Source organism: Bradyrhizobium sp. AUGA SZCCT0169 (assembly GCF_018130085.1).
In the GTDB taxonomy this organism is placed as follows: Bacteria; Pseudomonadota; Alphaproteobacteria; order Rhizobiales; family Xanthobacteraceae; genus Bradyrhizobium.
The window spans coordinates 19,193-32,050 of the sequence record NZ_JAFCMC010000043.1 but is presented as its reverse complement, the minus strand read 5'-3'; the positions used below and the strand labels follow the sequence as shown (position 1 = coordinate 32,050).

Below are 12,858 nucleotides of genomic sequence, written 5' to 3'. Positions count from 1 at the left end.
TTATCCAGTTCAAACGTATGGGCACGGTCCCTCCACGAGACCGACGCCTGAATCCTGATGTTGCAACGCGGCCCTGCGGCCGCGTCACGTTCAATAGCGCGGCGGCTTCGCCGGAATCACAGGCGCCGGATCGGCCGAAACCGTCACCGCCGCACCCGATTGCAGCTTGAGCTGTCCGACCGCAACGACACGATCGCCGGGCTTCAGCCCCTTCAGGATCTCGGCACGCCCGTCGATGCGGTTGCCGGTCTGCACGAAGGTGCGCACCGCCGTCAGGCTGGTCTTGCCGTCATCCTCTTTCTTCTCGGTCAGGAGATAGACGGAGTCGCCATACAGCGTGTAATCGACCGCGGTCTCGGGAATGGTGATGACCGGCGGCTTGTCCGGCAGCACCACCGTGGTGGTCGCGAACATGCCCGGCTTGAGGATGCGTTCGGGGTTGTCGATCGTCGCCTGCACGCGAATGTTGCGCGTGTCGGTAGCGATCTGCGGCTCGATGGTCGTGATCTTGCCCTCGAACTTGCGGCCCGGATAGGCGTCGACCCCGATACGAACGATCTGTCCGACCTTGAGCGCGCCTGAGTCCTTCTCCGTCACGGTGAAGTTGGCAAACAGCCGCGACAGATCGGTCAACGAAACGATCTGCGTTCCCGCCGTCAGGTACTGACCGACCTCGACCCTGCGAACGCCGAGTTCGCCGTCGAACGGAGCCCGCACCTGCTTTTGCGAGATGATGGCCTGGGTCTTGGCGATGCCGGCATTGGCCTGGTCGAACGCCGATTGCGCCTGGTCGACGGTTGCCTGCGGCCCGAACTGGCGGCTTGCCAGTTGCTTGGCGCGCTCGAGCGAGAGCTGCGCCATCGTCGCCTGCGCCTTGAAGCTGGCGAGGTCGGCCTGCTCGGGACCATCGAACAACTGCACCAGCGGGGTGCCTTCCTTCACGGTGCTGCCCGCGGTGAACATGATCTCGGTGATACGGCCGTTCAAATCCGAGGTGACATTGACCTGATGCACGGCGGCCAGATCGCCGACCGCGGTCAACAGGTTGGGTATGACTTCGGACTTCGCGTCGGCAACGCTGACGCTGGTCGGCGGCGGTTTGTTGTTGGCAAAGAACTGCGCGATCATCTTGCCGCGGAAATAGTTGAACCAGACCAGGCCGCCGACCAGCAGGCTCAGCAACAGCCCGACGACGATGAACCAGCGCACCATCCGGACCGGACGCTTGCGCGCCTTGTCGCCGATCGGCTGACCCTTGAGGTGGCTTTCGGTTACGATATTCATTTCATGCACTTTCTGCAGTTACCGATTGTCCCGAATTCGGCGACGGCTCGTGGTCCAAATGCCTGGTGATTGCAGCCTCGTTTAGTCCGATGCCGCGAAGGATGAATTGGCAAAGCTGCCGTTCGACATCGGCGGCGTTGCCGTAGGTGAGACAGGGCACCGCAGGAAGCCGCGACAGCGCGGCCATCAGCACGGTGTGATGCGCAAACCAGAACAGGTTGAGCGGCTCGCTGCCGATCTTCGACGCGTCCCCCGCGGCAATCGCGCTTTCGAGCGAGGCGGTGAACACCGAGCCGATCAGCTCGCTGACCTTGGCGTAAAGCAGCCGGGCGAATTCGCCGTCGTCGAGATGGCTCGTCGTCATCAGCCGCAGCCGCTGCGCCTCTTCCTCGTCGGGGCCGTCAGAGACCTGCATGAAGTGCCCGACCATGCCCTTGATCAGTTCGACCAAGGTCGCGGTCGACGGCGCCTGGCCCAGCAGATGCACCAGATCCGGGTCGGCCTCGCACTCTTCCGCCAGGATTTCCGCATAGAGCGCCGCCTTGGAGGGGAAATGCTTGAACAGCAGCCCTTCCGAAATGGCAGCCGCCGCCGCCACGCTCTTGGTCGTGGTGCCGGCAAAGCCATTGCGGGCGAAGCACCGCTTGGCGGCGCTCAATATCAATTGACGCCGTAAATCACTCGTCATGCGAAGGCTGGACATGGGCGTGTGAGTAATCACTCACCTTGACCAAGTCAAGGTTTTATTGCAGCGCAAACCGGACATTTCGGCCCAGATCGGCTGCAATCCCAACGCGCCGCGAAGGCGATAATGAAATCGGCATCCCGGCTGAAGCTACCGCTCCAGATTGGCGCCGTCGCTCAGCGCGGCGTTCGCATTCACTCGGGGCGCGGGAGCGCTTTGGGCTGGACGGTACACGGCACGCCGCCTGCCAAAGGCGCGAAAACCGTGCAACGGCTTCAATTGGAGTTGACCCCGGCCCGGGGACGGAGTTTAAATTAGTTGCAACTGCGACTAATTTAAACTGACGCGACCGCGCCAGTCTTGTCCACCTTCGCAAAGAGCATGACGCGCCATGAATTGGGATGCACGGGAGCTGTCGGCGAATTTCGATCTGGAGAGACTGACGCCGGACTTCTATGCCAACCCTTATCCGACCTATCGGGCCCTGCGCGAGAACGAGCCGGTCAAGCGGCTGCGCAACGGCTCCTACTTCCTGACCCGCTATGACGATCTGGTCGCGGCCTACAAGGCGACCAAGGTGTTTTCGTCCGACAAGAAGAAGGAGTTTCTTCCGAAATATGGCGACAGCCTGCTCTACGAGCACCACACCACCAGCCTCGTCTTCAACGATCCGCCCGCCCACACCAGGGTGCGGCGGCTGATCATGGGCGCGCTGTCACCGCGGGCGATCGCCGCGATGGAGAGCGACCTGATCGGGCTGGTCGACGGGCTGCTCGACGGTCTCGCCGCCAAGGAAAGGGTCGACCTGATCGACGACTTTGCCGCCGCCATCCCGATTGAAGTGATCGGCAACCTGCTCGACGTCCCGCATGAGGAACGCGAGCCGCTGCGCGACTGGTCGCTCGCCATTCTCGGCGCGCTGGAGCCCGTGATCAGCAGGGAAGTGTTTGCGCGCGGCAACAAGGCGGTGAAGGATTTTCTGAGCTATCTCGAAATCCTGGTCGAGCGCCGGCGCGCGAACCCCGGCAACCCCGAACGCGACGTGCTGACGCGGCTGATTTTTGGCGAGGACAATGGCGAGCGGCTGACCTCGAAGGAACTGCTGCACAATTGCATCTTCCTGCTCAATGCCGGCCATGAGACCACCACCAATCTGATCGGCAACGGGCTGGTGGCGCTGTCGCATTACCCGCACCAGAAGACGCGGCTGATCGAAAATCCCGCCATGATCAAGACCGCGGTCGAGGAGATGCTGCGGTTCGAAAGCTCGAACCAGCTCGGCAACCGCATGACGGTCGAGCCGGTCGAACTCGGCGGCATCGCAATGCCGTCAGGCACGCCGGTGACGCTGTGCATCGGCGCCGCCAACCGCGATCCTGCCCAGTTTGCCGATCCCGAAAACCTCGATATCGGCCGCACGCCGAACCGGCATCTCGCCTTCGGCACCGGGGCGCATCAATGCGCCGGGATGGCGCTGGCGCGGCTGGAGGGCGCGATCGCGATCTCGCGCTTCCTGGCGCGGTTTCCGGACTATGCGCTGAACGGCGAGCCGGTGCGCGGCGGCCGGGTCCGCTTCCGCGGATTTCTGAGCGTGCCGTGTCAGGTCGGCGAAACCACGCGGGCGTCGTAGGGGGCAGCCTGCTTATGCCGTCGCCGGTTCGCCTGCGATCGCGCGGTCGATCGCATCAATCAACACCTGCATCTCCAGGAATTTGGCGCGCGCCCGCTCGGCCTTGTCGCGGTCGAACGGCGCCGCGAGCACCTTGGCGTGCGCATCGCGGTCTTCAAGCATGCGATCCCTCGCCTTCTTCAAATTGTCCAGTCGGTCGCTCATGCGGGCTCGCTTTGCTGTTGGGGTATCAGGCTTTGCCGGGAATCGCTGCGTGACCTTACGGCATGGCGAGCCCGCTTCCGTGAAATAAATCGGGTTTGGCCGAAGCGGCCCTGTATCTATCTTTCGGCAAATCGCTACCGTCAGAGCCGCTTAACATCATCAAATCGACGGGAGACCGGCATGGCCAAGGGTGAGCAACGCAGCAATCGCGAAACCAAGAAGCCGAAGAAGGAGAAGATCAAGACCATCGCCGCGGCGCCAAGCCAGAAGGGCGTCGGCAACCTGCAGTCGGGCTTTGCCTCGGGCAAAAAGAAATAGCTTTCGGATCCGTGTGACGGGCTTCTGACCAAGGAGGTCCTGAACGGAAAGGGGGCGGCTCTGTCCGCCGCTCGGGTTCCCGCCTGTCGCCTGCATCGGGCCGGTAATTAACCCCCGGTTTACCATGTTTGCGTACCTTTTTCGCGACCAGCGTTTCGAAAAAGGGCCTCCCGTATGGCGTACCGCGCAAATCAGCAGCTTCGTGAGGACATCTGGGATTACCGCTACCCTTCCGCGCCCGCCCCGCTGCCCGACGAAGAAGAGAAAGTCGTCAGTTTTGCCCGGCAACCCGCGAAAGGACCCGGCACCACCGCGCTCAGCCTGATGCAGCAGGCCACCGAGATGTTCGAGGGCATCGAAAATCAGGCCCGCGAGACCGAAGCCCGCGCCCAGTCGCTGTGCAAGAGCGCCACCGAGCGACTGCGGCTGGCCGAGAAGCAACGCGACGCTTCCGAGCGCTCGCGCCGCGACCTGATCAATGACTTCAACGCCCGGCTCGAGGAAATGGCAAAAGCCATGCAGCGGGCCGAAAAACGTATCGTCAGCGCCGAGGATCATGCGATCGCCGCCGAGTTCCGCGCGCAGGCCGCCGAGGCCCAGCTTCACAAAGCCAACCGCGAACTCGCCGCCATCGAGGACATGATCCGCAAGCGGCTGGTTTGAGGGTTTGGATTACCCTCTCTCACCGTCGTCCCGGCGAAGGCCGGGACCCATAACCACAGGCTTTCGTGGTTAGACCAAGCTGGCGCTCCAGCCTTTCTCAACAATCAACATTCGTGGCTATAGGTCCCGGCCCCCGTGCGCGATTGCGCACTAGGCCGGGACGACATAAACCTAAACCACCGACCGGTGCCGCTCGATGCAGGTCTGCAGCACCTCATCCATCGGCTTGCTCCACCACTCCTCCGAAAAAATCTCGATCTCGGAATAGCCCGCAAAGCCCTGCGCCTCGACGGCTGATCGCACCGACTTGATGTCGATCACACCGTCACCCATCATGCCGCGGTCGTTGAGGATGTCCTTGGTCGGCACCAGCCAGTCGCAGACGTGGAACGCCAATAGCCGATCTTTGCCGGCGCGCGCGATCTGTGGCAGCAATTCCGGATCCCACCAGATGTGATAGACGTCGAGCGCGACGCCGAGCGCGCCTGATCGCTTCGGATCGAGCGCGTCGCAGATATCGAGCGCCTGTTTGGTGGTGTTGACGCAGGCGCGGTCGCCGGCATAGGCGGGATGCAGCGGCTCGATCGCCAGCGGCATGTTGGCGCTATCAGCATATTCCATCATCTCGGCGATGCCGTCGTGAACCTGGCTGCGGGCCGCCAAAATATCCTTTGAGGCCGCGCTGCCCGGCCGCGAATATTGCGGCAGTCCGCCGACGACCAGCACGATGCAGGGCGCGCCCAGCGCCTTGGCTTCATCGACGGCGCGGCGGTTATCGTCGCGCGCCTCGATGCGATGCGCGGCATCCGACGTGAACATGCCGCCGCGGCAATAGCCTGTCAGTTCCAGCCCCGCGTCGCGCACCGCACGCGCGGCACGCTCGAGGCCGACGGCGGCGACCTGATCGCGCCACGGGTCGATGGCGCGGATGCCATGCCGCGCGCAGGCCTCGATGATCGCAACGAGGTCGCCCTGCTTGCGGACCGTTGCGGTGTTCAGCGACAGCCAGCGGTGATCCTTCGAAAAATCCCGCATCAGGGCTCGACACCCCGTGTCGCCAGCACCGTCTTCATGCGCCGGGTCGCCAGTTCCGGATTGGCGAGCAGCCCTGCCTGGTCGGCCAGCCGGAACAATTCAGCCAGGTGCAGCGTCGAGCGCGTACTCTCCTGCCCGCCCACCATGGTGAAATGATCCTGGTGGCCGTTGAGATAGGCCATGAACACGATTCCCGTTTTGTAGAACCGCGTCGGCGCCTTGAAGATATGCCGCGACAGCGGCACCGTCGGCCCCAGCACGTCGTGGAAGCCGGCCTCATCCCCGGCCGCCAGCCGCGACAGCGCGTAGGACGCCGCCGGCGCAATCGCATCGAAGATGCCGAGCAGCGCGTGCGAAAACCCCTTGTCGTCGCCGGCGATCAGTTCGGCATAGTTGAAGTCGTCGCCGGTATACATCTTCACGTTTTTATCGAGCCGGCGGCGCATGTCGATCTCGCGCTGCTTGTCGAGCAGTGAGACTTTTACGCCGTCAACCTTGGCCGCGTTGGCGTTGATGATGCCGACCGCAATGTCCATGGCTTCATCGAGGCTGGATGTGCCCCAGTAATTCGCCAGCGCCGGATCGAACATGTCGCCGAGCCAGTGGATGATCACGGGCTCGCGGACCTGCGACAGCACGCGGTTGTAAACCTTGGCGTAATCGTCGGCATTGCGGCCGATCTTTGCGAGTGCGCGCGAGGCCATCAGGATGATGCGCCCGCCGGCCTTTTCAACAGCGGCGATCTGCTCTTCGTAAGCGCGGATCACGTCGTCGATGCTCTTGGCATCCTCGACCGCGAGGTGGTCGGTGCCGGCGCCGGAAAACACCAGCGCATTGCCCCTCGCCTTGGCCGCCTTCACCGAACGCTGGATCAATTCCAGCGAGGTCGGCCAGTCCAGCCCCATGCCACGCTGTGCGGTGTCCATCGACTCGGCAACGCCGAGACCGAGGTCCCAGATATGTTCGCGGAACGCGATGGTCTTGTCCCAGTCGATCGCCGCCGTCAGCCACGGATCATTGTCGGCAAAGGGATCGGCCACCACATGCGCCGCCGAGAACGCCACGCGGTTCAGCGTGCCTTCGAGCCGCGCCGGGAAGACCCGCGACGCTGCCAAGCGATAAGTTTCGATGTTGCCGTTCGGGGTCGGCAGTTTCAGCGACAGCGACGAGACAGGCATTACCGGCTTGTTCATGGCCTTAACCTCACACCTTGATCGGAGCGACGTCGATCCAGCGCCGTTCGCGCCAGCTTTGAAGTGCGCATTCGGCAAGCTGCACGCCCTTGGCGCCTTCCAGCAGCGTATACTTGTAGGGCGCGTCCTCGCAAACGTGGCGAATGAACATTTCCCACTGCTCCTTGAAACCGTTGTCGTAGACGACGTTCTCGGGGAGCGTCTGCCAGTCGGCGTAGAAATCATGCGTGCGCTTCTCGTCCGGATTCCACACCGGTCGTGGCGTCGCCTGCCGCGCCTGGATGACGCAATCGGTCAGCCCCGCCACCGCCGAGCCATGGGTGCCGTCGACCTGGAAGGTGACGAGGTCATCGCGATAGACCCGCGTCACCCAGCTCATATTGATATGCGCAATCACCCCGCCCTTGAGGCGGAAGGTGGCGTAAGCGGAGTCGTCGGCGGTCGCCTTGTACTGCTTGCCCTTCTCGTCGAAACGTTCGAGGATATCAGTGGTGCCGGTGCAGCTCACGCTCTCGACCTCGCCGAAGAGATTGTCGAGCACGTAACGCCAGTGGCAGACCATGTCGAGGATGATGCCGCCGCCATCCTCGCTGCGGTAATTCCAGGACGGCCGCTGCGCCTCCTGCCAGCCGCCTTCGAACACCCAATAGCCGAACTCGCCGCGCACCGAGAGCATCCGGCCGAAGAAGCCGGAGTCGCGCAGGAAGGCGAGCTTCTTGAGGCCCGGCAGGAACAGCTTGTCCTGCACCGTGCCGTGCTTGACGCCTTTTGCAGCAGCGAGGCGCAGCACCGCAACGGCCTCATCGAGATTGGTCGCGATCGGCTTTTCGCAATAGACGTGCTTGCCGGCATTGATCGCCTTGGTCAGCAGCGTGGGCCGCGCCTGCGTGGTCGCGGCGTCGAAGAAGATGGTGTCGTTCTTGTCGGCCAGCGCCTTGTCGAGGTCGGTCGACCAGCGCTCGACGTTGAAGCGCCTGGCGAGACGTTCCACTTTATCTGCATCACGGCCGATCAGGATCGGGTCCGGCATCATGCGGTCGCCATTGCCAAGCACCACGCCGCCCTGGTCGCGGATCGCGACGATCGAGCGGATCAGATGCTGGTTGAGCCCCATGCGGCCGGTCACACCGTTCATGATCAGGCCGAGGCGTTTGGTCGTCATATCGCTTGCTCCTGCAAGGTTCTTGCTTTTGGTTGTTGGAGCGGCGGCAACTCCGACCACTCCGGATGTACTGATGTCGCGAAGCCCGGCGCTGCCAGCGATCCCGTCAGCAGATCGCCGTCGTGAATCGACAGGCGGATGATATTGCCGTCGCGGATGTAGAGATCGGGATGCGCGACCAGAAACGCGTCGGCCTCGGCAGCGGGCGTCTCGGCAAATCCATCGACATAATGGTGGCCGTTGCGCTCGGCATGGGTGACGCCGATCAGCGCTCCCAGCGCCAGATCCTGCTGGACACCGAGCCCGGCCTGACAGGTCAGGTCCTCGCCCGAGATGAAATACCGTCCGCCGTCGGCGCTCCATTTGGCCGCGCGAGCGGCGTTGATGACCGACTTGTAGATGCCCTTGCAGGACTTCGAGGAGATACCGCGATAGCCCAGCGCGCGGGCGGCCGGGAAGGCGTCGTAGGAATCGTCGGCTTCGTCGATGATGAAATCGCGGCCGGTGAGCGCACCGAGCGGCGACTGCCGCGTGATGTCGCGCGGCATCGGCTGCTCGATATACAGAAGTTTTTCCGCGATCGGCTTCAACGCGCTGTCACGGTCGAGGCGCTCGACCAGCGCGCCCAGCGCGTCGAGATCGGCATATTGCTCGTTGGCGTCCAGCGTCACCTTGTACGCATACGGCAGCTTCGCAAGTTCATTGCCGATCCGGATCAGGCGCGCCGCATCCGCCGCGGGATCGCCGTTCAGCTTGAGCTTAAAATAACGCGCGCCGGCGTTTTCGTGTGCGTCGGCGACGCCGCCCTCGCCTTCGACCGTGTCGTCCATGCCGACCGTGTGCCGGATCGCGACGCGCTCCAGCCGCCGGCGTCCTGCCAGGAATTGCGCGATGGCGTCATCCCCCAGATCGGGCGCCAGCCGCGCATCGATCCCGGCCACATTTGCGGCCATGCCGTCAAAGAAATTGGCGCCCAGCCCGCGCAGCAGCGCATCCAGGATCGCCTTGTCGATCTCGGCCGGCCCAAAGCCGGCAGCGAGCGGCGGGATATCCTCATTCGCACAGGCCTCCACCTGGGCCGCGATGATGGCGGCGTGGTGTCCGAACGCGGTGTCAAGGCCGGATCGCGCCAGATAAAGCTCGCGTGCGATCGCAAGCGCGCGGCGCAATCCGTCGATGGTTTGTTGCGGCGAAAGATGCGCGCGCTTGTCGAACCATTTCGAGGCCATCATTTCGGCGCCGGCGCCGATCGAAGCGCCCTTGCCTTCGATCTCGATTTCGGCGCGCACGAAAACCTGCACCGACGACGTGATCACCACGCTGCCGAACCGGAACGGCTTCGCGAACGGGATCGGCCGCTCGAAGAACGAAATATCCCGCACGGCAATGCGAGGAGGCATGGCGGTACCCCCTTAGTCCAGCGCGCTTTGGGTGAAGAAGTGCTTGCGGATCCGCTGCACCAGTTCGGTGAAGGCGGGATCGGCCATCGAATCCAGGGAACGCGGGCGCGGCAGCGGCACGTCGTAGATCGCCGCGATCGCGCCGGGGCGTTCGGTCATGACCAGCACGCGGTCGGCCAGGAACACCGCTTCCGGTATCGAATGCGTGATCAGCAGCACGGTCTTGCCGGTCTCGCGCTGGATCCGCATCAGTTCGACATTCATCTTCTCGCGCGTCATGGCGTCGAGCGCGCCGAACGGCTCGTCCATCAGCATGATTTTTGGATCGTGCACCAGCGCCCGGCAGATCGAGGCGCGCTGCTGCATGCCGCCCGAAAGCTGCCAGGGCAGCTTCTTCTCAAAACCTTCGAGCCCGACCATCTTGAGCAGCGCCTTGGCGCGCACGAGATATTCCTCGCGCGGCAGCTGCTTCATGTCGATCGGCAGCATCACGTTGCCGAGGATATTGCGCCACGGCAGCAGCAGCGCGTTCTGGAACACGATGCCGACATTGCCGTGCGGTTTTGTCACCTGCTCGCCTTCGACCAGGATTTCCCCGGTCGACGGCGCCAGCAGGCCCGAGATCATCTTCAGCAGCGTGGACTTGCCGCAGCCGGACGGACCGACCACGACAAAGAACTCGCCCTCGTTGATATGAAAATCCAGCGGCTTCAGCGACGGCACATCGCCGTCGCGCGAGCGATAGGTCTTCGACACACCCGACAGCGTGATCCCCGGCGTGCCAGCGCCTGCCCGATCGGACACCAGCCGCAGATGCGCGGCGGGCTGATCGGCGTTGGTTGCTTTGGTGGCTGCGCTCATTCAGTTAATTCCGTTCGAATGCAGTGGGAGCCGTTCGTCATTGCGAGGAGCAAAGCGGCGAAGCAATCCATACTTGCTTTGCGGCACCATGGATTGCTTCGCTTCGCTCGCAATGACGAGATCAGGACCCACCCTTCGGCAGATAATCATTGGTATAAAACGCCTTCGGATTGTCCTTGGCCTTGGCTTCGAGGCCGCCATACTCGACCATCAGATTGACCGTGTCGGTCATGTTCTGGTCGGTCACCTCGAACGGCCGCTTGCCCTTGGTTTCCGCCGTGCGATAGAGCGGGATCGTCAGTTCAAAGCCCTGCGTCAGCGTTTCGATCTTGCCGCCCTTGGGGTTGGCGTCGAGGATCGATTGTGCTGCACCCTTGGCATCCTTCTCGGCGGCTTCGACGGCCTTGGTGGTCGCCGACATGAAACGCTTGACGAGGTCGGGATTGGACTTGACGAACTCGGTGTTGGCGACGACGCCCGAGCAGACCATGTTGATGCCGTAGTCGGCGAACTTGATCGCGTTGACGTCCTTGCCGGTGGCGTCCTTGATCTTCATCGACTGGTCCATGACGTAGCCGAGCAGCAAATCAGCCTGGCCGTTGATGACGGCGTTGAGCTTGGTCTGGCCGTCGCCGGCGACCGTCTGGAAATCGCTTTCCTTCAGGCCGGTCTTCTTCAGGAACAGCGGCCAGATCTGGGTCATGGAATCGGCGGGCGTGATCGCCACCGTCTTGCCCTTGATGTCCTCGGGCTTCTTGATGTTCTTCTCGACGAAACCCATCGCCGACATCGGGCTGGTCTGCAGCAGCACGCCGGTAGCGACGATCGGCGCGCCCTTGACCGCCGCGCGCATCATTGTCGGCACGTCGACATAGCCGAAATTGGCGGTCTTGGCCGCAACGGCCTGCGTGGTCGCCGCCGAACCGCGGCCTTCCTGGATTTCGAGATCGATGCCCTCGGCGGCATAGATGCCCTTGGCCTTGCCGTAATAGAACGGCGCGTGCTCGCCATAGACGTACCAGTTCAGCATCAGCACCACCTTGTCGGCGGCGGATGCAGGAAGCACTGAAAGCGCGGTCCAGATCAACGCGGCCGAAACCGCAGTCATAGCTCGTATCATTGTCGTCCTCCCGTTGGTGTTGGCTTGCGGCCCTTGGATGGGTCGCTTCTTTTTGGGTTACAGTTTACGAAGCAAAGATGATGTCCTCGCGCTGGCTGACATGCCAGGGAATGACGAGGCTTTCGATCCGGTCGACGATCCAGAACAAGATCACGCCCATCAGCGCGAGAATCACCAGCGCAGCGAACATCGTCGGCAGATCGAAGGTGCCGATCGAGCGCTGCAGCACATAGCCGATCCCGGAATTGGAGCCGACGAACTCACCGACCACGGCGCCGACCACGGCCAGCGTAATCGACACTTTCAGGCCGGAGAAAATCGCCGGCATCGCATGCGGCAGGTTAACGGCGCAGAATACCCTGAAGCGGCTGCCCTGCATCGCGCGCGCCAGATCGACCATATCAGGGTCGACCGATTTGAAGCCCTGCACCGCCGACACCACCACCGGAAAGAATCCCAACAGAAACGCCGAGATCACTTTCGGGATGATGCCGAACCCGAACCAGACCACGAACAGCGGCGCGATCGCGATCTTCGGCACGGACTGGGAGAACACCAGCAGCGGATAGACATAGCTTTCCACCGTCTTCGATCCCGCGATCAGCATGGCGACGGGAATACCGAACACGGCCGACAGCAGGAACCCGCAAATGGTGGCGTAGGTGGTGGGCCAGGCCTGCCGCAGCAGTTCCGGCCAGTCGGTCCACAGCACGGCGACGACATCGCCGGGCGCCGGGATCTGGTAGGCCGGAATCCGGAACACGCGGATGGTCAGGTCCCAGATCACGACGATGAAAATCAGGAACAAAAACGGCCGCACCCACGCCGCGTTAAGCGCTTTGGTCACGCCGCTGGGGCCCTTCGGTTCGGCCACGTCTCGCTCCCTGATCAGGTTCTTGTCGGAGAGAAATTAACCCGTTGGATAAATACTGTCCAGTGGCTTCCCTGTGACATTTTGAGGCTCGTCCCGCGGTCATTCCCCGATGCGGAATTGCGCATCTGAGGGCGCGCCACTTGGCGCGAGCCACGGAATGACAGCCAAATTTGACGCTGCCCTCTCCTCGTCATTGCGAGCGAAGCGAGGCAATCCATGGCGCGCCCAGCCGAGGAATGGATTGCTTCGCTCCGCTCGCAATGACGGCTGAGTGCGACATTCTGACCCGACGGGCAAATCACTTCCGATTTACGGAAATCGCGTCAAGCCCCAAAGTAAAAAATATTTCTGTTTACCAGAATGAAAATCAGGTGCATATCTTTCGCCATCCCGTCCCACTCAGAGGGCGTCGGCCGTCGTCACGGACGT

13 protein-coding genes are annotated in these 12,858 nt (G+C 62.8%); 3 read left to right on the top strand and 10 right to left on the bottom strand.

Annotation, left to right across the window (positions count from 1 at the left end; genetic code table 11):
- Window positions 1-90: 90 nt before the first annotated feature.
- Together JQ609_RS30695 and JQ609_RS30690 are read right to left on the bottom strand one after the other, a co-directional pair.
- Window positions 91-1,284 (bottom strand): efflux RND transporter periplasmic adaptor subunit, encoded by a 1,194-nt coding sequence (locus JQ609_RS30695; protein WP_212210552.1) that lies wholly within the window; start codon window positions 1,282-1,284, stop codon window positions 91-93.
- Between the two features lies 1 nt (window position 1,285).
- Window positions 1,286-1,987 (bottom strand): TetR/AcrR family transcriptional regulator, encoded by a 702-nt coding sequence (locus JQ609_RS30690; RefSeq protein ID WP_212210549.1) that lies wholly within the window; start codon window positions 1,985-1,987, stop codon window positions 1,286-1,288.
- A gap of 373 nt (window positions 1,988-2,360) precedes the next feature.
- Between JQ609_RS30690 and JQ609_RS30685 the strand changes: the two genes are divergently transcribed.
- The gene (locus JQ609_RS30685) at window positions 2,361-3,599 is read left to right on the top strand and encodes a cytochrome P450 (RefSeq protein WP_212276442.1); all 1,239 of its coding nucleotides are present in this window, start codon (window positions 2,361-2,363) and stop codon (window positions 3,597-3,599) included.
- A gap of 12 nt (window positions 3,600-3,611) precedes the next feature.
- Here the strand turns inward: JQ609_RS30685 and JQ609_RS30680 are convergent, their stop codons facing one another.
- On the bottom strand, window positions 3,612-3,803 hold the full coding sequence (locus tag JQ609_RS30680; RefSeq protein WP_211997564.1) for a hypothetical protein: 192 nt from the start codon (window positions 3,801-3,803) through the stop codon (window positions 3,612-3,614).
- 180 nt (window positions 3,804-3,983) lie between these two features.
- Between JQ609_RS30680 and JQ609_RS30675 the strand changes: the two genes are divergently transcribed.
- Both JQ609_RS30675 and JQ609_RS30670 read left to right on the top strand, forming a co-directional pair.
- A complete protein-coding gene (locus JQ609_RS30675; protein WP_211997565.1) occupies window positions 3,984-4,121 on the top strand; it encodes a hypothetical protein in 138 nt (45 codons plus the stop codon).
- Between the two features lie 174 nt (window positions 4,122-4,295).
- Window positions 4,296-4,784 carry a hypothetical protein gene (locus JQ609_RS30670; protein WP_212276441.1) on the top strand — a complete coding sequence of 163 codons (489 nt, stop codon included), beginning with the start codon at window positions 4,296-4,298 and terminating at the stop codon, window positions 4,782-4,784.
- A 171-nt stretch (window positions 4,785-4,955) separates the two neighbouring features.
- On the opposite strand, the gene JQ609_RS30665 is transcribed toward JQ609_RS30670, so the two are convergent.
- The 7 genes from JQ609_RS30665 to JQ609_RS30635 form a co-directional block, all read right to left on the bottom strand.
- Window positions 4,956-5,819, bottom strand: coding sequence for a sugar phosphate isomerase/epimerase (locus JQ609_RS30665; RefSeq protein WP_212276440.1), 864 nt, complete (start codon window positions 5,817-5,819; stop codon window positions 4,956-4,958).
- Complete coding sequence (locus tag JQ609_RS30660) at window positions 5,819-7,012, bottom strand: dihydrodipicolinate synthase family protein (RefSeq protein ID WP_212276439.1); 1,194 nt, start codon at window positions 7,010-7,012, stop codon at window positions 5,819-5,821. Before JQ609_RS30660 ends, JQ609_RS30665 begins: the two co-directional genes overlap by 1 nt.
- 10 nt (window positions 7,013-7,022) lie before the next feature.
- Window positions 7,023-8,174 carry a Gfo/Idh/MocA family protein gene (locus JQ609_RS30655; RefSeq protein WP_212276438.1) on the bottom strand — a complete coding sequence of 384 codons (1,152 nt, stop codon included), beginning with the start codon at window positions 8,172-8,174 and terminating at the stop codon, window positions 7,023-7,025.
- On the bottom strand, window positions 8,171-9,574 hold the full coding sequence (locus JQ609_RS30650; protein WP_212276437.1) for a mandelate racemase/muconate lactonizing enzyme family protein: 1,404 nt from the start codon (window positions 9,572-9,574) through the stop codon (window positions 8,171-8,173). Before JQ609_RS30650 ends, JQ609_RS30655 begins: the two co-directional genes overlap by 4 nt.
- Window positions 9,575-9,586: 12 nt before the next feature.
- Complete coding sequence (locus tag JQ609_RS30645; RefSeq protein WP_212276436.1) at window positions 9,587-10,435, bottom strand: ABC transporter ATP-binding protein; 849 nt, start codon at window positions 10,433-10,435, stop codon at window positions 9,587-9,589.
- A gap of 121 nt (window positions 10,436-10,556) precedes the next feature.
- Window positions 10,557-11,555 carry an ABC transporter substrate-binding protein gene (locus tag JQ609_RS30640; protein ID WP_212210533.1) on the bottom strand — a complete coding sequence of 333 codons (999 nt, stop codon included), beginning with the start codon at window positions 11,553-11,555 and terminating at the stop codon, window positions 10,557-10,559.
- A 64-nt stretch (window positions 11,556-11,619) separates the two neighbouring features.
- Window positions 11,620-12,429 carry an ABC transporter permease gene (locus tag JQ609_RS30635; protein ID WP_192737218.1) on the bottom strand — a complete coding sequence of 270 codons (810 nt, stop codon included), beginning with the start codon at window positions 12,427-12,429 and terminating at the stop codon, window positions 11,620-11,622.
- Between the last annotated feature and the right edge of the window lie 429 nt (window positions 12,430-12,858).